The sequence below is a fragment of the Nitrosomonas sp. genome (assembly GCF_022842015.1).
GTDB lineage: Bacteria > Pseudomonadota > Gammaproteobacteria > Burkholderiales > Nitrosomonadaceae > Nitrosomonas.
On the sequence record NZ_JALHQJ010000055.1, the window covers coordinates 1 to 21,256 of the forward strand.

Here is a 21,256-nt window from a genome sequence, read left to right on the forward strand (position 1 = left end):
TCATCGCAGCAAAATCTCAAAGCTGCACAAGCACAGGCGCGCTATGATGTCATGAGTGAAACCCAATTAGCCAAAGAAATGCAGCGTGTTGAAAAGAAAATGCTCAGTGCTGCAAAGAACTTGGAATTCGAACAAGCAGCACGCTATCGAGATGAACTGAAGAGCCTGAAGAATAAACTTTTAATCGGCTTTTCCGATGTGACTTAGCCGAGTTATTTTTTAATTTCTGTAGAAGTAACAAAAATAATGGTGCTGAATGTGCGATTCAAAGTCTTGCTGGTAAAGTTGCTCATGGTCATACTTCCAGAGTAGCGTATATGATCGCCTTTGTTAACCTTGGTTGTGGGTGCAGCAATCCAGAATTTATGCCCGCTATTTTCCAGTTCCATATAAGTATAACCGGCCGCGTCCATCGTGTTAATAACAATTCCTTCATTATCAGGCATTCTTTCTTTGGATTCTTGTGCATTTTGCGGTTCATGGTGCAAAGCCATGACGTTGGCAGGACTGAATAACGAGCATCCGAGCAGGATGATGAGGGATAAAAATGAAATTTTCATGAGACTCCATAGTGATTATTGTAAGCTGCAGTATGATACACCCCTGCATTATTTAGTTCCAACATCGGAAGCTAGAGTTGAGAATCTATCCTGACGCACTTTTTCAAATAAGCAAATAGCCGCCGCCGCCGCAACGTTCAAAGATTCAGTTTTTCCAGGCATTGTAATAGCGATATTCGTGTGTGCTGCCTGTATCATTTCTGCAGATAATCCTGCGCCTTCATTCCCAAATATGAAAGCTGTGGGTCCAGCCAATGAAATTTCAAAAAGACTCTGCGTGGCTTGTATGGTTGTGGCAATCACAGTTCCCGTGAATTCTTGTGCAATCTGCTTCAAATCACTATCTTCATGAATATGCAAAAAAAAATGAGCACCCATCGCAGCCCGTAATGTTTTAGGGGACCAGGCGTCAGCACAGTGTTTTGAAAGATAAATATTACTGGCGTTGGCGGCGGCAGCCGAACGTAATATTGAACCTATATTTCCAGGATCCTGAATGGCTTCCAACAGAACACTCAGGACTACCTTTTTGCGATGATTTGCTTCTTGTAATATGGGTTTTGAGATAAGTGCGAGAATCCCTGTGGGTGTTTTGACTGGAGATATTGCACGAAATAACGAATCGCTAATAATGGTTATTTTAGGAGGCTTATGACCAAAAAGCACGTCTATGAAATGTTTGTTTTCGTCAAAATAAAATTCGCTGACAATCAAATTTTCGGATTTGCCCAGTATCGAGCTATAAATTTGAATGAGATGGATGCCATCAAGAATCGTCAGGCCAGTTTTCTTACGATATTGCGATGATCCTTCCAACTGGATCAGTTGTTTGATGAGCGGGTGGTCGCGTGAAGTAATAACTGGCATAAGTGAATTCCGCAGGTATCGAAACTATTGCAGTAGAATCCTATCATTATTGATTCTTATAACGGTATTCTGCCGATAATGCATGTGCGTGCAATCCTTCCCCAGTTGCAAGAATCGATGCAATTTCTCCCAACTTCGCTGCACCTTGTTGCGACACTTGGATCAAGCTGCTGCGTTTCTGAAAATCATACACGCCCAATGGAGAGGAGAAGCGCGCGGTTCTTGATGTCGGCAACACATGATTAGGGCCAGCGCAATAATCTCCCAGCGCCTCACAAGCATTGCGGCCCATAAAAATAGCGCCGGCGTGACGGATTTTATCAACCCATTTTTCCGCTTGCTCGAGGGATAATTCCAGATGTTCAGGTGCGATTCGGTTGGCGATAACACAGGCCTCATCCAAATCTTGCACCTGAATCAAAGCACCGCGATTTTCCAGCGCAGCACGAATGATCTCTTTGCGAGGCATTTTTGCCAACAGGCGGTTCAGGCTGTGCAACACCCGATCGAGAAATTCAGCATCGGGTGATAGTAATATCGACTGCGCTAACTCATCATGTTCAGCTTGAGAAAACAAATCCATAGCAATCCAATCCGGGTTGGTTTGGCCATCGCAAATGACTAAAATTTCAGACGGTCCGGCGACCATGTCGATACCGACAATGCCGAATACTCGACGTTTGGCAGCGGCGACATAGGCATTACCTGGGCCGACAATTTTATCCACCGGCGGTACGGTTTCGGTGCCATACGCTAACGCAGCGATAGCCTGAGCGCCGCCGATGGTGAATACGCGATCCACTTGACTAATAACCGCTGCTGCCAGAACCATGTCATTTCTTTCTCCATCCGGTGTCGGAACCACCATGATTAATTCTTCTACACCGGCGACTTTGGCTGGAATGGCATTCATCAGAACCGAAGAAGGGTAAGAAGCTTTTCCGCCGGGAACATAGAGCCCAACACGATCCAGCGGCGTTATTTTTTGACCAAGTAGCGTACCTTCTGAGTCGGTATATTGCCATGAACTCATTAACTGCTTTTCATGGTAGCTGCGAACCCGCTCGGCCGCTTTTTCCAGAGCAGTTCGTTGGTTTGACGGCAAAGCGCTCAGCGCTTGCTGCAACTGATCCTGCGTGAGCTCAAAGTCCTTGCCGGAAGTTGCCGACAGTCTGTCAAGCCGGTTGGTGTACTCGATCAAAGCGGCATCTTTGCGTTGTTTTATATCGGCAAGAATCTTCGCCACAGTCAATTCGACCGCATCGTCCTGAGCATTCTCGAATGCCAGAAGTTTCTCTAATTTGGAATCAAAATCAGCGTCTTTTGAATTAAATCGTTTTATTTCTATCATGGTTATGATGAGTGAATACTGGCGGAGTTATAATTTGACAGCTGCAGAAAATGCATCCAATATTGGCTGAATGGTATCTCGTTTCAGTTTTAAGGCCGCCTGATTAATAATTAATCGTGATGAAATGGCCATGATTTCTTCCACCGCCTTAAGATGGTTAGCTTTTAATGTGTTACCGCTCGAAACGAGATCAACAATGGCATCTGCCAGGCCCACTAAAGGCGCCAATTCCATTGAGCCATACAGCTTGATCAGGTCGACATGCACGCCTTTGGCGGCGAAGTGTTCGCGCGCAGTTTGCACGTATTTTGTGGCAATGCGCAGCCGCGCGCCTTGTTGAACCGCGGAATCGTAATCGAAATCTTCTGGTGCCGCCACCATCATGCGGCAGCGTGCAATATTCAGATCCAGCGGCTGATAAAGTCCTGCGCCTCCATGTTCGAGCAGCACATCCTTGCCGGCGATACCGAGATCTGCAGCGCCATACTGCACATAGGTCGGTACATCTGATGCACGCACTATGATCAATCGTACATTCGCCCGGTTGGTGGAGAGAATTAATTTGCGCGATGTTTCCGGATTGTCCAGCGCCTCAATTCCTGCAGCGTTGAGTAATGGCGCGGTGTCATCAAAAATTCGCCCTTTTGACAGGGCGATGGTGATATCAGTCATAAAAAATGGGATTATTTAAGATTAGCTGCAGCAAAATCCCAATTGATTAGTTTATCCAGAATTGCGTTTGCATAATCAGCGCGGCGATTCTGGTAATCCAAATAGTAAGCGTGCTCCCAAACATCGATGGTCAATAGCGGGCGGACATCCTTTGTCAGCGGCGTTTCGGCGTTGCCGGTTTTGACTAAGGCGATTTTATCGCCATCCTGCACCAACCATGCCCAACCACTTCCAAACTGAGTGAGCGCGGCTTGAGCAAATTCCTTTTTGCAGTTTTCCAAGCTGCCGAATGAAGCTTCAATTTTTTGTTTTAGTGTTGCGGATGGTTCGCCACCACCACTGGATTTCAGGCTATGCCAATAAAACATATGGTTCCAGACTTGCGCGGCATTATTGAAAATCGCAGCCTTATCCGCTTTTCCGGCGGTTGCTTTGATGATTTGCTCCAAAGATTGCCCTGCCAGATCGCTGTTTGCTAGCAGATTATTCAAGTTGTCGACATAGGTTTTGTGGTGCTTGCCATAATGAAAACTCAGCGTATTTGAAGATATCACAGGTTGCAGAGCTGTATCGGAATAAGGCAATGGGGCTAAGACATATTGCGACCCGGATTGCGCCGCTTGGGAAAAATTGTCGAGGTTGACATTGGTCATAGTGCTCTCCTTATGAAATGGAACGTTAGAGTTTATTGTAATGATTTTTGCTAAATTCAATCACGGTCCGAACTAATGATCAGTTGGCATTATTCGTTTCCGTGGTGAAAGTGATTTTATTGTAACTCGCCAAGCGAGCAGCTTCCATCACTGTAATGACTGATTGATGCGTAGCCTTGGCATCTGCGCTGATGATGATAAAGGGATCAGGCTGATCTTTGGCTGCGAACAGCAACGCGTCACGTAGACTTTCAATACTGGAAAACTTGATGGGTATCCGATTGATGGTGTAATCTCCCAGCGCATTGACGGTGATGTCTATATTGTTTGGCTTGTCGATATTCTTGTCGACTTCTTCATCACTGGCTTGGGGGAGGGTGATTTCAAGTTCGGCAAATTTCGAATACGTTGTTGTCACCACCAAAAAGATTAGTATCACCAGCAGTACGTCGATCATGGGTACCAAGTTGATTTCTGGTTCGTCGCTTTGTTTTCCACGTTGAAAATTCATTCAGAATTAAGCCGTCGTTAATAGGTAAGTCAATGTTTCAAGTTTTTAATACATTGAATAGTCATATCAATGTAAAAGTGCAACTGTGAATATGCTTAGTATAATACCAGTTGTGATTTTTATTAAAGCTATCGAAATAAATCAGACAATTATTGCACAGACTTATAAAATAGCCAGCCGTGTTTCAAGGCATAATCGTGCAACGTGCTATTAACAGGCCGATGAAAAACGTTTTCGAGGCAGCCGATGCAAGGCAAAAACAGGCGAAAAAGCGCAGTTTATGCGTGATAAATGAGCATTTTGAGCTTGTTTTTAACACCGCAGCGGCAACGCAGATAGTTTTTAACGGCCTGTTAAGTAATTTATTTTTAAATTTAAAGTCGACTGAAGTTATATGATTAAACCATTAGTTAGCATTGTGATGGGCAGTAAAAGTGATTGGAATGTGATGCAGCATGCGGTAGCCATCCTGGATGAATTCAAGATTGCGCATGAAGCCAAAGTAGTTTCAGCGCACCGCACGCCGGATTTAATGTTTCAATTCGCCGCAGAAGCCAAAGCACGCGGTATCCGATGCATCATCGCAGGGGCAGGAGGGGCGGCGCATCTGCCTGGCATGATCGCGGCAAAGACCACCTTGCCGGTTTTGGGTGTTCCAGTGAACTCCAAGTATTTGCAGGGCCTGGATTCATTGCTGTCGATTGTGCAGATGCCTAAAGGGGTACCTGTCGCTACCTTTGCCATCGGTGAAGCGGGGGCGGCCAATGCCGGACTATTTGCGCTTGAACTGCTGGCGGTACATGACAGTGAATTGAGTGAACAATTAGACCGATATCGGCAAAAACAGGCTGAATCTGTCCTAGCGTCCGGGTTGCCGGAATAATGCGCATCATGCCTGGCGCTATGCTCGGTGTCTTGGGGGGCGGGCAGCTCGGACGCATGTTCGTGCAAGCAGCGCAACAGATGGGGTACCGGGTAACTGTACTGGATCCGGCGATTGATAGCCCGGCCGGACAAATCGCGGATGACTTTGTCTGTGCTGATTATTCAGACTCCGCGGCGCTGCAAAAACTTGGTAATCAATGTGCTGCTGTTACCACTGAGTTCGAGAACATTCCTGCCGAATCGCTGCACAAGCTGGTGCAATCCTGCATTGTCAAGCCGGATGCGCACTGTGTCGCAATCGCGCAAAATCGCGTACTGGAAAAACAATTTTTGGTGGCTAATGGTTTTTCCGTCGCGCCGTTTGCTATCATCGCGCAACCACAAGATCTGATTGCTCAGGATGTTGCGCAATTACTTCCGGGTATCCTGAAAGTCAGTCAATTTGGTTACGATGGCAAGGGGCAGATGCCGATTGTTAATTCCGACGAATTGACGGCTGCTCATGAGCAACTTAATCACTCTGTGTGCGTGCTGGAGAAATTCCTGCCGCTCAAAAGAGAATTGTCGGTTGTAGTGGCGCGTGGCAACGACGGGCAATTGCAGACTTTTCCGGTCGCCGAGAATCAGCATATCAATGGCATTCTCGATATCAGCATCGTGCCGGCCAGAGTCGCATCAAAACTCGCGCAGCAAGCGCAAGACATGGCTTGTCAGGTGGCGGTGAAGCTGAATTATCAGGGTGTGTTGTGTGTTGAGTTTTTTGTGCTGCAGGACGATACATTATTGATCAATGAAATCGCGCCGCGCCCGCATAACAGCGGGCATTATTCCATCAACGCCTGCATTACGTCACAATTTGAGCAACAAGTTAGAACATTGTGCGGGCTTCCGTTAGGAGCCACCACGCAACACAGCGCGGCGATAATGGTTAATCTGCTCGGGGATTTATGGCGCAATGGAAAACCCGACTGGCATCGGGTCTTGCAACATCCATCGGCTAAATTGCATTTATATGGCAAAAATGCAGCGCACCCAGGCCGTAAGATGGGACATTACACTGTGTTAAGCACGGAACTTGACAGCGCATTGCGAGAAGCCATTCATATCAAAAAACAATTAGAAAATCTTTGAATCCGAAACTCATGACGCAATCATCCGCAGTATTTGAAACCAACATCAAAAGTTTGCCATTTTTACATCGCGGCAAAGTCAGGGATATTTACGCTGTCGGTGACGATCAACTGCTGATCGTGCAAACTGACCGCTTATCGGCGTTTGACGTGATTCTGCCAACGGCCATACCCGGCAAAGGCAAAATTCTCACTGCGTTATCCCATTTCTGGTTTCAGAAACTCGCGCATATCCTGTCCAATCACCTGACTGGCCTCGCACCGGAATCGGTCGTTGCTGAAAGTGAGTATGAACAAGTGCGCGACCGCGCATTTGTCATCCGGCGTTTAAAGCCTTTGCCGGTTGAAGCGATTGTGCGCGGCTATGTGGTCGGTTCCGGCTGGAAGGATTATCAACAAACCAGCGCAATTTGCGGTATTCAATTGCCTGCCGGGTTGAAACTGGCTGAGAAACTGCCCGGTGGCGCGATTTTCACCCCCTCCACCAAAGCGCCAGCCGGTGCGCATGACGAGAACATTGCTTTAACTCAAGTGGAACAGAAATTAGGCAAACCACTCACTGAAAAAGTCAGTGAAAAAGCCATCCAACTCTATACCGAAGCTGCCGATTACGCGCTGCAGCGCGGCATCATCATCGCCGACACCAAGTTTGAATTTGGCTTGGATGAAGCCGGTGAACTGTATCTGATCGACGAAGTATTGACGCCCGACTCATCGCGCTTCTGGCCTGCCGATCAGTATCGGGCAGGACAGAATCCACCCAGTTTCGATAAGCAATTCGTGCGCGACTGGCTGGAAACGCAGGATTGGAACAAAAAAGCGCCTGCGCCGGAATTGCCGGAAGATATTTTAAGGCAGACGATGGAGAAATATCGGGAGGCTTTGAGGTTGTTGACGGCATAGCTCGGATGCGATCAAGATTGTTTCAAAAATGGATATTTGTAGCAAAAAACGAGAGATGTGATTTTAAGCAAAAACACGAATTCTTGATTGTAGACCTGATATCTATTTTTCATTTGTTTATTTCACTTGTATCATTCATTTTCTAAATTTCATTAAAAACATAGTGATAATTTATAATAAGTATGATTCTATGAACTTGCATAGAATATTATTGGATAAAATGTCTTATATAATACGCTAGGCACGGAAAACCAAATGTCACCAGAATTCATCATTGGGGCGGTAATTGTAGGGATTGCAGTCTTGTTCTTTTTTGCTAAGCTCTTACTTAAACGTCAGCCCAAAGAAACATATTTCGAGTGTGCCCGTTGCAGTGCGGTTTCACGGCACACCGAGCGGACCATTGAGGCATGGCGCAACAACAAAGCTAAATTTTTCTGCCAGTCTTGTCATGCCAAGTGGCTTCAGTCCAGACCACTCCAGGAACGTAAACGTTTCACTTCTTCCGTCGGTTCTAGGTCTGGGTGCCTTGGTGTTGTTGTGTTGTTTGCCTTAGTGCCGCTTGCTTGTTTTCTGCTGGTGCAGGCATATGACTAATCCGCGCTTCGAGAGAGACGCTTCGCCAGCAAGCTTTGCTTGCTACCCCCTCGTGCCCCTTAATTGGGAACATTAGCGATATCTCACCATGCCTATGATCATCTATCAGCCGTTAAAGGCGAAACAACAGGAATTCGTGGAATTCTGGAATCTCCGGTACGAATATGCAGAAGAAAACCTGTACCTCAATAATGTCGGTCAGAAGTTAACTGAGCAACGCATACTCGAACTGTATCGGTGGAAAAACGGGATGAAACTTTCAAACGAAAAGCGAGAGTCTGTATGCCGCAACTTTGTTAAGCGCAGAGGTGAACTGGAACAACTTCAACCAAACGTCAACGCAATTGACTTTCTGGCTCGCTTTGCCGATGGCGGGGCCATTTGGAGAATATTTTGGCTTCATTGCTGGCGGCCAAATCGATTCCCAATTTATGATAAGCATGTGCATCGTGCTATGGCATTTATTAATAATGGCGATCCTGAAGAAATCCCACAGAATGACCCTAGAAAAATCAGGGCATACATTGAAAGAAATCTGCCGTTTCACGCTCAGTTTTCGGCTCTGGATGGGCGAGACGTTGATAGGGCGCTTTGGGCGTTTGGAAAATTCATCAACGAGGTGAAATTTCCAATGGTTGCGTTAAATGAAAGCTACTAGCCCTTCCATTGTGCGGACTCGCGCCGGCAGGTCGCGAAACAGGAAAAATGAGCGTAATTGCTGGAACTCGCCAACCCACACTGATCGACCGCTCTCAATGATATGTTAAAGCCAGGTAAGAAGTGATCACCTGTGCTAGTGGAGCCGGCCAGGAGAAATATTCTCGTCGATGTAGCCAAGACAATCCGAATACGCAGGATTTTCCTGCAAATCGATAATATTAACGAATCTTCACGAAAATTTAGTCTTGATTATGTTATAAAGGATGATCTAATAAATAACGAGAGCTGCGAATTAGCAAAGCGAAAAATCAGTTTTTTGTTTTTTAATAGAGGGTTATTTCCAATTAACGTACATTCAAATATAGGAAATCATACTATGAAATATTCTTTTTTTGTTGCGGCAGTTTTAGTATCCTTATTCTTGGTTGCATGTGGTGAGCCAAAGCCAGGTCAGTATCCTCCAAGCCAAGATATTCTGAAAGATCGTGATGGTGCGAATAAAGAATAATAATCGGTGAAGCTTTAGCTGGCCGTTGAAAATGTTTTTGAGATAGTTTTTCAGCGGCCTGCTTATCTGGGGAAGTTGTGCAGGGGTCCTTTATGCTCACGCTTCCTGCAACATTACGCTGCCGACCAAGTTGATAACCGCTTCATTACTCTGTGCAATCTCAACCACTAGCCATTTCCGTTCAACCTCGTTGTTTGCCAAGCGCGATATTTGCAGGTTGAGTTCATCGTTTGTTGCGGTGCGGTCCAGTGTCTGTGAATAGATTGTTTGTACATATACCGTGTCAGATAAAGCATCCAGACCGGCACGCTGCTGAAACCAATCCAGAATCGTGTCAGGACTGATCTGCGCTTGCAGTGCTTCCCGCCCTAGTTGCCACTCAGCAATAGTGGCATCCCGGTCAAAGAAGCTCTGGAATAGGCGGCCCAAAATTCCTTCGAACGCATCGTGCGCAATCACAACGGTTTCTCCGTTGTCAAAGGCAATCATTTCAGCATTCTTGAGGCTGAACATGGCACCATCGCTCAATTGCGTCAATTCCAGCCGATCCTCGGCAAATTCCAGATGTACACTCTCACGTGTACCTGGCACCTGCAAGACATCATGGCCCGAGCCGCCGTCCGCATTCACAGCCAGACCCAGCGGTAAATAACCCTGGTTATTTTCATCTCCGCCAGTAAAGTTCCGGATTACGTCTAGCCGGATAATGTCAGGATTGGTCTCCAGGCCATCGAACAATTCAGTGTTGGTTTTATCTTGAAAATCAACTGCCTCTGGCAGATCATGAAAGGCTGTCAAGACATCATCGATAGTGGCATTCTGCCAGTTCTGCACAGCGTTGTTTTCAGCCGCAGTTAAATCACGGTTCAGCCAGGTTTTTGCCAGATGGTGCGCAACCGCCTCAATCTCAGAGTAAGCAATCGCCACAGTGTTGCCTGTGGCAAATTGAATCAATTCGATATCAATCAGGGTGTCCGTCTCACCGCTACTATTGTGTATCAGCATGACTTGATCATTGTCTATTTCAATCCGGTAATCCGATAATTGTCCTTCCTGTTCCGCAATATCGAGACCCAATCCGCCATTGAGTTGATCGTTTCCGCTCCCGCCGCTTAAACGATCATCGCCGGTTCCGCCAAAAACGATATCATTGCCGCCATCGCCCGAAGTCCGGTCGTCGCCGCCAAGACTGCCGATCGTATCATCGCCTCCTCCTCCAAACAGAGTGTCATTTTCAGTACCCAACACGATATATTGATCGCGATTGTCGCCTACAACGTAGTTTTCACCCGCACCCCCTGTTACGCTGATCGTTCCGACAATAAATGCAAACGCAACATTGGCTAATTGAATAATGCTACCAGGCGGTAGATTACTGGCATCGATTATCAGCGCTTGGCGAGAGCCATCGGTTTCTTCCGTACCGGTAATGATTATGGGTAGCTCGGGAATTTGATGGTTATCAACCGTGGGGGTTACGGTACGAATAGCGATGGTTGTATCGAAACCTAGTGTGGACAAGAAATCTTCAATTTGGTTAACGATTCCTTCATCCGTACTATCGGTTCCGCTTCCTTGCGCAATGCGCTGAATCAGATCACCTCTGGCATCGGTCAGATTCATTTCCCGAGGCAGGCCTTGGGCATTCATGCCTACGCCGACGGGTAAGCTGATCGTCAGCAGGGTATTGCCCGATGTCCCGGTAACCAGCGAAATATCTGCGTGGTTTCTAAGTAATGAAGACGGATCATCTTCACGTGTTGATGTGGTGGGCAAGAGAGTGGTTATTACGGTGCCATTCGGTTGGGTTGTAATGGTAATTTCAACGCCATCGACTGTCGTGGTCGTAGTCGAGTTGCCATTGCCGCCACCGCCGCCGGAAGATGGGGTCGGGACGGTTACGGTAATGCCATTGCCTGTCAGATCTGCCACATTGACGGCGGCATCGGCTCCTGTTGCCCAGTCCTCTGCGGCAGCCAGGTTGTATGTCGTGGCGTCAGTGGAGGTTGTGCCCGCCTGGTTCAAAAGAACGTTAACTGCGGTTTTGTCTGTGGCGCTTAAAGTAAGGGTAAATGCGGCGCCGGAAGTGATCTCGGCATCGGCAGAATCAGTCAGTGTGTAGGTGGCGCCACCTTCACCGGTGAAGGTGAATTTTGAAACATCGATATCATTCGCTGCGCCACTTGCTTTGAGGAAGCCGGTACCGGTTACCACTAACGCGCCGGTGCTGGTGTCAAAAGTAGCCGATGTGATCGTCGGTGCAGCGACATTGGAGACGGTAATTCCGTTACCGGTGTCATCAACCACATTAACGGCTGCATCAGCGCCTGCTGCCCAATCTTCCGTAGCAGCTAAATTGTACGTAGTGCCACCGGTCGAAGCCGTACCATCTTTATTAATGATTTGATTGACGGAAGCTTTGTCGGCGCTGCTCAGAGTGATTGAGAATGCAGTGCCGGATGTGATTTCAACATCAGCGGAATCGGTTAGCGTATACAAAGAACCATCTTCACCTGTAAAAGCCAGCTTGGAGGCATCAATGTCGTTGGTTGCGCCGCTTAACTTCAGGAAACCAGCGCCAGTTACCACCAATGCGCCGGTGTTGGCATTATAGGTGGCCGATGTAATCGTGGGCGCGGCTACATTGCTGACGGTAATGTTATTGCCACTGGTGTCCGACGTGTCGCCCGTTGTGGCATTGGTATTCCAGTCATCAGCTGCAGCCAGATTGTAAGTAGTTCCATTGGTCGAAGCGGCGCCGTTCTTATTGACGATCTGGTTGATGGCGGCTTTGTCGGTAGCGCTGAGCGTAACCGTGAAAGCTGTGCCAGATGTGATTTCAACATCGGCGGAATCGGTCAGGGTGTAGGTGGCGCCGCTTTCGCCGGTAAACGTAAACAAGGAAGCATCGATATCGGCACCACCGCCATTAGCTTGCAGGTTTGTGCCGATGACGACTAAAGCACCGGATGATGCATTATAGGTCGCTGAGGTGATTCTTGGGTTGATTGAAACGGTTACTGCATTGGTTGTATCGCCAATATTGGCAGCAGAATCTGCACCGGTTAGCCAATTATCCGCGGCTGCTAGGTTGTAAGTGGAGCCGCCGGATGATGTGGTGCCGGTTTGATCCAGCAACGCATCAACGGTGGTTTTATCCGCGCCGGACAGCGTTACGCTGAAAGAAGTCGCCGAAGTGATTTCAACATCCGATGCGCTGGTGATCGTATAAGTAGCATTGGCAACACCACCGGTCAAGGTTAGTGTGGAAATGTCAATGTCATTATTGGCACCGATCTTGTTGAACAGATTGGTGCCGGTAACGATCAGGATGCCGGTGTCGGAATCGTAAGTTGCTGAGGTGATAGTGGGTGTCGGGACATTGCTCACGGTAATGCCATTACCGGTGAGATCAGCAATATTGACGCTGGTGGCAGCTCCGGCCATCCAGTCTTCGGCCGCAGCGATATTGTAGGTGGTTGCGCCGGAGGAAGCGGTGCCATTTTTGTTTAGCAATCCATGCGCGACGAGCTGGTCGGCTGCGTTCAGCGTCACGCTGAACGATGTTGCCGACGTGATTTCAACATCTGAAGATGTTAATGTGTAGCTTCCACCTTCACCAGTTAGCGTCAGCAAAGAAACGTCAACATCGTTGGCTGCACCGCTGTTGGAAACCAGATTGGTTCCGGTTACGGTCAGCACGTTGGTGCTGCCATCAAAAGTAGCGGAAGTAATCGCAGGCGCAGCATAGTTACTGACGGTAATTGCATTACCGGTCAGATCGGCGACTGCTACCGCGGCATCGGCTCCGGCTGCCCAGTCTTCAGCACCAGCAAGGTTATAAGTAGTGTTGCTGACCGCGGTGGTGCCGTTTTTGTTTAGCAATGCCTCAACATTGATCAGGTCTGTGCCGGTCAGTGTGATTGAAAATGCAGTGCCTGACGTGATTTCCACATCGGTGGCGGTGGTCAGTGTATACGTTGCGCCGCCTTCCCCGGTAATGGTCAGCTTGGAAATATCGATGTCGTTGCTGGCGCCGCTTTTAGAGAGAAAGCCGGTTCCGGTAACGGTTAATGCGTTGCTGTTGTAATCGTAAGTTGCTGACGTCATGGTTGGTACGGCAATATTCGAAGCCGTAATACCGTTACCCGTGAGATCAGCGACAGTCACAGCTTGGAAGGCACCTGCCGCCCAGTCTTCGGCGGCAGCCAGATTATAGGTCGTGCCGCTGCTCGATGCAGTGCCGTTCTTGTTGATCATCTGATTGACGGCAGCTTTATCGGTACTGCTCAACGTGATGGTGAATGTTGTGCCGGAAGTAATCTCGACATTGGCGGAATCCGTCAGCGTATAAGTCGCGCCGCCCTCGCCGGTGAAGGTGAATTTGGAAGCGTCGATATCGTTGGCTGCACCACTTGCTTTGAGGAAGCCGGTTCCGGTTGCAACCAATGTGCCGGTACTGGCGTCAAAAGTCGCTGATGTGATCGTGGGTACGGCTACGTTACTGACGGTAATGCCGTTGCCTGTAGCATCAGCAACATTGACGGCGGCATCAGCACCTGCTGCCCAATCTTCCGCTGCGGCTAAATTGTAGGTGGTGCCGCCGGTTGAAGTAGTGCCGTTCCTGTTGAGCATCTGATTGACGGCAGCTTTATCGGTAGTGCTCAAGGTGATGGTGAATGCTGTGCCGGAGGTAATCTCGACATCGGCGGAATCCGTCAACGCGTAGGTCGCGCCGCCTTCTCCCGTGAAGGTGAACTTGGATGCATCAATATCATTAGTAGCGCCGTTTGCTTTGAGAAAGCCGGTTCCGATCACAACTAATGTGCCGGTGCTGGCATCAAAAGTGGCGGATGTGATCGTGGGCGCAGCTACGTTGCTGACGGTAATGCCGTTGCCGGTTGCATCCGCGATATCGGTATTGCCGATCACCGTGTTCCAATCATCGGCAGCAGCTAAATTATATGTTGTGGCGGTAGTGGAACTGGTGCCATTTTTGTTGAAAATTTGATTGATGGCGGCTTTGTCTGTGGCGCTGAATGTAACCGTGAAGGCTGTGCCGGAAGTGATCTCAACATTGCTGCTGTCCGTCAAAGTATGGGTTGCCCCACCTTCGCCGGTGAATGTAAGTTTGTTGGCTGTAATGTCATTGGTTGCGCCAATCGCTTTAACGAAGTTCGATCCGCTGACGGTCAGCGTTCCCGTGCTGGCATCGTAAGTGGCCGATGTGATGGTTGGCGTTTGTACATTGCTGACAGTGACTGCATTACCTGTGGTATCTGCGTTGCCGGTTTGCGCAGGATTCCAGTCAGCGGCGGCGGCGAGGTTAAACGTTGTGGCGTCGACGGCGGAGGTGCCGTTCTTGTTCAGCAATCCTTCTACGTTGATCTGATCTGCGGCATTCAGCGCAACGGTAAATTGAGTTGCTGAATCGATTTCAACGTCTGACGAAGTCAGCGTATAAGTCGACCCGCCTTGTCCGGTTAGCGTCAGTTTTGAAACATTGATATCGTTTAGTGCGCCGCCTGTAGCAGCTAGGTTGGTGGCGGTCACAACCAGTGAGTTGGTGCTGGCGTTGTAAGTGGCCGAGGTGATGGTGGGACCTGGAATCGGTTGAAAAATAAAATTTTCAAACAATACGCCATCTTGTCCTGGGGTTCCTGAATCAAAGAATCCTGGGGTTGTTTGGCGGATGCGGATTTCATCGACATTGTCAAAAGCAGAGGACATGACGATAGTCTGGTTGATTGTGCCACCTGTGATCGTCAGCGATTGAGTCGCTACTTGTGTGCCGTCTCGAAAGCCGATTGCTTCCATGGAAGTGAAAACACTAAATCCTTCCGTCATTTTTAACGAAACCAGATCAAATTCGCCACCACCGGCTGTGGTAAAAGTAAACCAGGTTCCTGTTGTGCCACCATTGCTTCCATCGTTCAATCCGATGCCTACCGTGACACCTGATCCAAATTGCGTAAGCGCATCATATAAACCAGCAGGCGCGGCTAAGTTTGCGAATGAGCCAAAAGCTGTTGCGAGCCCCGAATTGGTGCCCTTGATGGTCAAGTTACCATAGCCGGTGGTTGCTTTGGTGTAGCTGGTCAGCGGCTCACCGATCAGTTCATTCTCAACGAATGAAATGGTTTCTGTCGCTAAAACACCGTCATAGGCTTCCAATGCACTGGGTGTGAAAATTTGCGGATGGTGAATTATTCCGCAATGAAAGGCCAGATCCCAATTCCCTCCCAATTTTTTAGCACCTGTGAGATCAATCGAAGCAGCAATATTGGTTTGAATTACTGTGCTTAATTGTTGAATAAATTGTTGACCGGAAAAACCTTTGGCAACTTGGCAACCGTATAGAAGAATTTCTGCGGTTTTCGCCAGAGCATTGCGCCAGGATTGTAAGGTCGATTGATAGGTGATCAGTGAATCCAGGCAAAGCACGGTGTTGCCAAGGAAAATCTTAGCTTGATCACCATGCGAAAGAATATGAACGTTGTCGATATCGGAATATCGGCTCAGTGTTTCGGTTATCTGCAGGATGCCGTCCCAATTGGCATTCAGCAGCACAACTTCAGTTTCGGGTTTAACACCATCGATCAGCAGTTGATAATCAGCTACGCCACTATCTACAAATAAAATAGATTTTGTCATTTGCTTAGTCTGTGTAGTCATGCTCTATTTCCTTTGTAGTCTGGTGTTATCAAGAAATTCCCGCTTAATTTTCCTGCAAGTGCTGTGCAACTTTCTGGTCGAGTTCAGCTAGCCATGTTTGCGGCATCACGGCCAGTATTTGTTCCAAGATCACTTTTGCTGCTGTGATTTCTTCACTATTCCCGGATCGTTGTATCGACGCTGACAGCCACAAATAGGCTTTTGCCAGATGTTCTGCAGACAGTTGATTTGTTTCTGGATCAGGCTCGGCATGATAAAAATGTTTCCCTGCCTGAAAATAAGCCGGAACATATTTGAGCGCAGCGGCTTGTTCAAACATTTGCCTGATTTCTCTTGGCGCATGCTTGGCCGATAAATCGGCCTGCAGGATGAGACCCAAATAATAGAAAGCTTCGGGTGCTTGTTTTTGTGCTGCGGTAGCAAACCAGCGATAGGCCTCTTGTTTGTCTCGAATGGCTGAGTCGCCTTGCAGATAAAACTTTCCCATCCATATCTGCGCGGGGATGGAACCTTGCTGGGCAGCAGGGCGGCAAAGTTCCAGCGCTTTAACAGGATCTTTAGGAAAACCTCTGCCGGTCATCAACAGATTGGCGAGATGGCAATAAGAATGAATATGTCCCGCCTGTGCTGCTTTTTGGAACCAGTTGGCTGCTGCTATGGGGTCTTCCAGTTGGTGCGTGCCTTGCTCAAAACACACGCCGGTTAAATGCTGAGCTGTCGGGATACCGCTCTGCGCGGCTTTTTCGAACCACTGACAAGCCAAGACTGGATTGGTTTCTCGCCCCCAGCCGTTCTGATAGAAAAGACCCAGCGAAAATTGTGCCAGGGCATTGTTGTCATGCACGGCGGCATCATGATACCCGCTAAAAGCTTTTTCATAATTGCCGGATGCTAGAGCATCTTGAGCATTTTTCAAGACCAGACTGTTGCTTGTTTGTTCTTTTGCGCCGCTCATTTCTTCCGCCAGAGCGTCAGACAGAAAAGTAGCGGCGCACAGAAACGCCCATAAAGCTTTTTTCATTTTTTGCTGATGGACTTGCGATCCAGTGTCAAAGCGCTAAGCTGAACCGAGTTATGGCCGCGAAGGATAAACGCCATTCCAGGCAATAATGCAATTCACAACAGTATATGGCTGCATGATCGAGAAGGGTTGAGAGCCTCCGGTCATGCCAATATCGACGTTGGTGCTGGTCGTGGTGACGATATTGAGTCCATTCAGCGTGGTCTCGATCGAGGCGGAATTCATACTCACATTCGGTGCAGATGCAGAATAAGCGGTGTTCAATCCTTTGGCATTGGCCAGCGAATTTCCAGCTGCAGTTTTTATGTCAGCGTCACTATTCACCGCTTTTAAAGTCGATGTTGCGGTACTACCCGGTGCTATGGCTGATGTGGAAGTCGAGGTGGCTGTGGCCGGATGATTATGGGTGGGCATATTATTCACCGTCAGTGCCATGTTTTCCGTGCCACTGACCTGTCCCATATTGAACATCGAACCGCCAGGGTGCTGTCCTTGATGGACAGGAACTCTTCCTCGCATGTCAGGCAGGGCAAAAGTGGTCGTTCCATTGCCGCCGTAAGCTGTGCCAAGCAGCGAGAAAAGCGCTTGATACTGATTGATAGGGAGTGTTTGCCCATCACATTGATACCATCCTTGCGGTGCAAAATTAAATGCTACATAACTTATCTCTCCGATAAATGGCTCCATTCCTGCGTTTGCGCTGTTAGGCGCTGTGCTCATCAGCATCATGGCTGCGGTCAAAGAAAAAAAGCATGGTATTTTTTTGCTTGGTTTCATCAGTTTTCCCCTTTCTTATGATTTATCTTTTGACTTCGTGTGTAACAATTCGATATTAAAGATGAATTACTCTTTGCACAATATAGTATAGCGGCGCGATAGCTATTTCATAACGTTGTAATAAGCGGCTTTATGCCCTGTGCTTCGCGGTAAATATCTAGCTTATATCTGCTGTGCCTAATGATAAGATGACAACGTGATGAAATTAAGCGATCTGAAAAACTGGACGAATTACTGGGAGCAGCTTCGCACGGCTTTGCTGGAGCCCAGAGTCGATGAAAATTTACTGGAAGCCTCTTTGCGCGAAGCGCGTGCCAAGATGCCGGTGCCAGTGCTGTGGCTATTGGGTAAAACACAGGCAGGTAAAACTTCGATTATTCGGGCGTTGACAGGTAGCGCAGCGGCCGAGATCGGCAATGGTTTTCAACCGTGCACGCGTAATTCCCGTTTTTATGATTTTCCAGCCGACATTCCCATAGTCCGGTTTCTGGATACGCGCGGCTTGGGGGAAGTTTCCTATGATCCGAGTGACGACATTCAATACTGCGAATCTCAGGCGCATTTGCTAGTGGCTGTGATGAAAGTGGCTGACATCAATCAGACCGCTGTGCTTGACGTGTTGCATGCCATCCGCCAGCGTCACCCCGAATGGCCCGTGCTGATCGTACAAACGGGTTTGCACGAACTGTATCCCAACGGATACGGTCATCTGTGCCCTTGGCCTTACGATGATGATCCCTTGCCGGAAACGGTTCCAGTTGATTTGCGCCGCACCTTACAGGCACAACGCAGTGCTTTGAAACCATTGCCCGGTTTTGCTGCTATGCGCTGGGTGGCGGTGGATTTAACATTGCCGGAAGATGGATTCGAGCCGCCTGATTATGGACTGCAGGCATTGTGGCAAGCGATAGAATCGCTGACATCATTGGGTTTGCAGCATCAGTTAAGCGGCGATAAGGAAGTGCACGATCTGTATGCGCGTACCGCGCATCAGCATATTGTCGGCTATTCACTAACCGCAGCAGGGTTAGGTGCTTTACCAGTGGTTGACCTGGTTGCCGTGTCAGCAGTGCAGGCTAAATTGTTGCATAGTCTCGCAGTGTTATACGGGCAGTACTGGGATAAAAGGACTATTACTGAATTTCTGGGGCTAGTGGGTGCGGGGATCGCATCCGGTTTTCTGACGCGCCTACTGAGCCGTGCCGTGGTCAAGATAATTCCCTTCTGGGGCCAGACTGTGGGTGCGGTATGGGGTGCCAGTTCCAGCGGGGCGACCACTTACGCACTAGGAAAAGCGGCGATCTATTTTTTTGCTCGGCGCAAGGATGGCTTGAATGTTGATCCTAAAACCTTACGTCGGATTTATGCGGAGGAACTGGAGCAGGGTGCTGCCATACTGAAAGATCGGTTACGGGGTCAATCGAAATGAAAAAGCCGCTTCCAGCCGTTGATCCGCTACGATTATTGGTAGCCATTTTGCTGCTATTGCCAGTGCTGGCATTAATGGGTTTTGGCATTTTTTGGCTATGGCAAAGCGGAAACCTGCTGTATTGGCTGATTGCGATGGTGGTGTGCGGCGTTTTGGGCTATGGCTTGCAACAATTGCTGGTGCGGCAGGAACGTGAATTATTAATGAATACGACTACTGAGCCCAATCCGGATTGGCCACCCAGCGCAGATGCAGTATGGCAGCAGGTTGAAGCGCTGGCCGCTGGCTGCAATCCGGAGGACTGGCCGCTGGAAGATGGCCGCTGGATATCGGAGCTGGGACAGAAATCGATGGAAACAGTGGCACATTGTTATCATCCAGAGGTTGAGAAGCCACTGTATGAACTGACCGTGCCGCATACTTTACTGATTATTGAACGGGCAAGTCGAGAGCTGCGCAGAGATATCGCAGAAAAAATACCCTTTAGCAATCGTTTGACGGTAGGGGATTTATTCCGGATTCAACGTTGGAAGGCTAAGGCAGAGAAAGCATTTAACGTTTACCGCGCGGGCAGTATCCTCATTAATCCGGTGAATGCCTTACTGAGCGAGGCCTGGCGGCATTTGCGCGAGCGCAGCTTTGATCAGGCCAGAAATGAGTTGCATCGCTGGTTTTTGCGGGCTTATGTGTGCAAAGTGGGTTATTACGCCATTGACCTATACAGTGGCCGCTTGCCGCTTGGCGATGACAATCATGCCGAATCAGCAACACCGGAATCCAGGGCAGATCTGGAACAGGCTGATCAAACTGCAACGTCGACGGTCGAGCCATTGCGGATTCTTGTGCTTGGCCGATCCAATTCGGGTAAATCCAGTTTGATCAATGCCTTGTTCGGGGAGCTCAAAACTGCCACGGATGTTCTGACGGGCACTACCCAGGCGCTTGAGCCATTCGTATTATCGCGCGAGGGATTCACCCAGGCGTTGATCTTCGATAGTCCAGGTTGCGATAGTCCGTTTTTTGATAGCAAGCAAATGCTGATAACGGCAGGCAGCGCAGATCTGATCTTATGGGTCAGTCCGGCTAATCGTCCGGATCGGCAAGCTGAACGGCAATTTCTGGATGCCTTGCGCAGCTACCAAGCTGCACGAATGGATCGGCGCTCTGCGCCGTTGCTGGTTGCTGTTAGTTTTGTGGATCGGTTACGTCCGGCGAATGAATGGCAGCCCCCCTATGATTTGACCAACACAACGAATACCAAGTCAATTAATATAACCGCCGCAGTGCGCGCCGTTGCTGCCGATCTGGCGGTGCCGGCCGAGCAGGTTATTCCTGTTAGCTTGCAAGAAGGCAAAATTTATAATGTGGAGGATACGCTGTGGGCGGCTATCCTGAACCGTCAGGATGAATCACTGAGAATCCGCTTGATGCGTTGTTTGGAAGCCAAAAAAAGAGCGGAAGACTGGGTCATGCTGCGCCGTCAGATGGCGGGAGCAGGGCGGTTTTTGCGCGATTTGCCGGAGATGTTGGGCAAACGTGGGGATAAGTAGTTTTTTGTAACAAACCAAGCAATCTTAAAAATATCGATATTGTTACCTGAATTACTGATAAAAAAGGCTCGTAAACGGCGTGTTTTGAATGACAGAGGATAAATAACGGGGCACAGTCGCCCACTGACAAGCTGAATATTTTTGCAAAAATAATTCATGATATTTTTTGATTATCTTGCTTCTTATGTGATAAAAAAGTTGCAATATTTTAAGGTGATGTATTTCGTTACCGCGTATTTCTTAAGTGAGGGTGAACTAAATGGTGTATTTGGTATATGTACATAAGGTGTTTTTTGCAAAGCCACCTAAAAATAAAGGGTTAAGGTGTGCTCAATCAAATTGTATGACATTCAGTCGCAGATTATGAGATATTTTCTGTCATATATACTATGGCTATGTCACAATTAGTTGTTGAACCTGCCTTGTTTTGCCAAGAGATGCTATAAAACAAAGGATTGGTGTAATACTTTGACCGAGACGGTCAATCATTCTGTGCCATCCGAGGTA

At 48.3% G+C, this 21,256-nt stretch carries 19 protein-coding genes and 1 pseudogene; 10 read left to right on the forward strand and 10 right to left on the reverse strand.

All coding sequences use genetic code 11. The features are described 5' to 3' along the window. On the forward strand, positions 1-207 hold a 207-nt coding region (locus Q0C11_RS10630; protein ID WP_293007781.1), incomplete at its 5' end, for a UvrB/UvrC motif-containing protein. A 5-nt stretch (positions 208-212) separates the two neighbouring features. Here the strand turns inward: Q0C11_RS10630 and Q0C11_RS10635 are convergent. The 6 genes from Q0C11_RS10635 to Q0C11_RS10660 form a co-directional block, all read right to left on the reverse strand. Beyond that, on the reverse strand, positions 213-560 hold the full coding sequence (locus Q0C11_RS10635; RefSeq protein ID WP_293007783.1) for a hypothetical protein: 348 nt from the start codon (positions 558-560) through the stop codon (positions 213-215). A gap of 48 nt (positions 561-608) precedes the next feature. Further along, entirely contained in the window at positions 609-1,427 is an 819-nt protein-coding gene (locus Q0C11_RS10640) for an RNA methyltransferase (protein ID WP_293007785.1), read from the reverse strand. A 46-nt stretch (positions 1,428-1,473) separates the two neighbouring features. Next, positions 1,474-2,775, reverse strand: coding sequence for a histidinol dehydrogenase (hisD, locus tag Q0C11_RS10645; protein WP_293007816.1), 1,302 nt, complete (start codon positions 2,773-2,775; stop codon positions 1,474-1,476). A gap of 30 nt (positions 2,776-2,805) precedes the next feature. After that, positions 2,806-3,450: an ATP phosphoribosyltransferase gene (gene hisG / locus Q0C11_RS10650; protein ID WP_293007787.1), complete on the reverse strand. Its 645-nt coding sequence runs from the start codon at positions 3,448-3,450 to the stop codon at positions 2,806-2,808. An 11-nt stretch (positions 3,451-3,461) separates the two neighbouring features. Beyond that, positions 3,462-4,103, reverse strand: a complete 642-nt coding sequence (locus Q0C11_RS10655) for a superoxide dismutase (RefSeq protein WP_293007789.1) — start codon at positions 4,101-4,103, stop codon at positions 3,462-3,464. Positions 4,104-4,182: 79 nt separating this feature from the next. Further along, positions 4,183-4,614 (reverse strand): biopolymer transporter ExbD, encoded by a 432-nt coding sequence (locus tag Q0C11_RS10660; RefSeq protein ID WP_293007791.1) that lies wholly within the window; start codon positions 4,612-4,614, stop codon positions 4,183-4,185. A gap of 197 nt (positions 4,615-4,811) precedes the next feature. On the opposite strand from Q0C11_RS10660, the gene Q0C11_RS10665 reads away from it, so the two are divergent. The 7 genes from Q0C11_RS10665 to Q0C11_RS10695 all read left to right on the forward strand — a co-directional run bounded on the left by Q0C11_RS10665 (position 4,812) and on the right by Q0C11_RS10695 (position 9,297). Then, positions 4,812-5,012: a hypothetical protein gene (locus Q0C11_RS10665; RefSeq protein WP_293007793.1), complete on the forward strand. Its 201-nt coding sequence runs from the start codon at positions 4,812-4,814 to the stop codon at positions 5,010-5,012. Further along, positions 5,009-5,497 carry a 5-(carboxyamino)imidazole ribonucleotide mutase gene (gene purE, locus Q0C11_RS10670; RefSeq protein ID WP_293007795.1) on the forward strand — a complete coding sequence of 163 codons (489 nt, stop codon included), beginning with the start codon at positions 5,009-5,011 and terminating at the stop codon, positions 5,495-5,497. Before Q0C11_RS10665 ends, purE begins: the two co-directional genes overlap by 4 nt. Then, positions 5,497-6,630, forward strand: a complete 1,134-nt coding sequence (locus Q0C11_RS10675) for a 5-(carboxyamino)imidazole ribonucleotide synthase (RefSeq protein WP_293007797.1) — start codon at positions 5,497-5,499, stop codon at positions 6,628-6,630. The genes purE and Q0C11_RS10675 overlap by 1 nt, the downstream gene beginning before the upstream one ends. 11 nt (positions 6,631-6,641) lie before the next feature. Further along, positions 6,642-7,532, forward strand: coding sequence for a phosphoribosylaminoimidazolesuccinocarboxamide synthase (locus Q0C11_RS10680; protein ID WP_293007799.1), 891 nt, complete (start codon positions 6,642-6,644; stop codon positions 7,530-7,532). 255 nt (positions 7,533-7,787) lie between these two features. After that, positions 7,788-8,129, forward strand: a complete 342-nt coding sequence (locus tag Q0C11_RS10685; RefSeq protein ID WP_293007801.1) for a hypothetical protein — start codon at positions 7,788-7,790, stop codon at positions 8,127-8,129. 88 nt (positions 8,130-8,217) lie between these two features. After that, a complete protein-coding gene (locus tag Q0C11_RS10690) occupies positions 8,218-8,787 on the forward strand; it encodes a hypothetical protein (protein ID WP_293007803.1) in 570 nt (189 codons plus the stop codon). 378 nt (positions 8,788-9,165) lie between these two features. Continuing rightward, positions 9,166-9,297 carry a hypothetical protein gene (locus Q0C11_RS10695; protein ID WP_293007804.1) on the forward strand — a complete coding sequence of 44 codons (132 nt, stop codon included), beginning with the start codon at positions 9,166-9,168 and terminating at the stop codon, positions 9,295-9,297. A gap of 96 nt (positions 9,298-9,393) precedes the next feature. On the opposite strand, the gene Q0C11_RS10700 is transcribed toward Q0C11_RS10695, so the two are convergent. From Q0C11_RS10700 to Q0C11_RS10710, 3 genes are read right to left on the reverse strand one after another with little or no spacing between them, the layout of a single operon-like run. Next, the gene (locus Q0C11_RS10700) at positions 9,394-15,972 is read right to left on the reverse strand and encodes a DUF4347 domain-containing protein (RefSeq protein ID WP_293007806.1); all 6,579 of its coding nucleotides are present in this window, start codon (positions 15,970-15,972) and stop codon (positions 9,394-9,396) included. A 43-nt stretch (positions 15,973-16,015) separates the two neighbouring features. After that, the gene (locus Q0C11_RS10705) at positions 16,016-16,993 is read right to left on the reverse strand and encodes a tetratricopeptide repeat protein (protein ID WP_293007808.1); all 978 of its coding nucleotides are present in this window, start codon (positions 16,991-16,993) and stop codon (positions 16,016-16,018) included. Between the two features lie 51 nt (positions 16,994-17,044). Beyond that, a complete protein-coding gene (locus tag Q0C11_RS10710) occupies positions 17,045-17,770 on the reverse strand; it encodes a phage tail protein (RefSeq protein WP_293007810.1) in 726 nt (241 codons plus the stop codon). Between the two features lie 199 nt (positions 17,771-17,969). Between Q0C11_RS10710 and Q0C11_RS10715 the strand changes: the two genes are divergently transcribed. Together Q0C11_RS10715 and Q0C11_RS10720 are read left to right on the forward strand one after the other, a co-directional pair. Continuing rightward, a complete protein-coding gene (locus tag Q0C11_RS10715; RefSeq protein ID WP_293007812.1) occupies positions 17,970-19,199 on the forward strand; it encodes a YcjF family protein in 1,230 nt (409 codons plus the stop codon). Next, positions 19,196-20,749, forward strand: coding sequence for a GTPase (locus tag Q0C11_RS10720; RefSeq protein WP_293007814.1), 1,554 nt, complete (start codon positions 19,196-19,198; stop codon positions 20,747-20,749). Before Q0C11_RS10715 ends, Q0C11_RS10720 begins: the two co-directional genes overlap by 4 nt. Positions 20,750-21,142: 393 nt before the next feature. Here the strand turns inward: Q0C11_RS10720 and Q0C11_RS10725 are convergent. Further along, a pseudogene (locus Q0C11_RS10725) lies at positions 21,143-21,256 on the reverse strand (IS1595 family transposase); the annotation flags it as partial.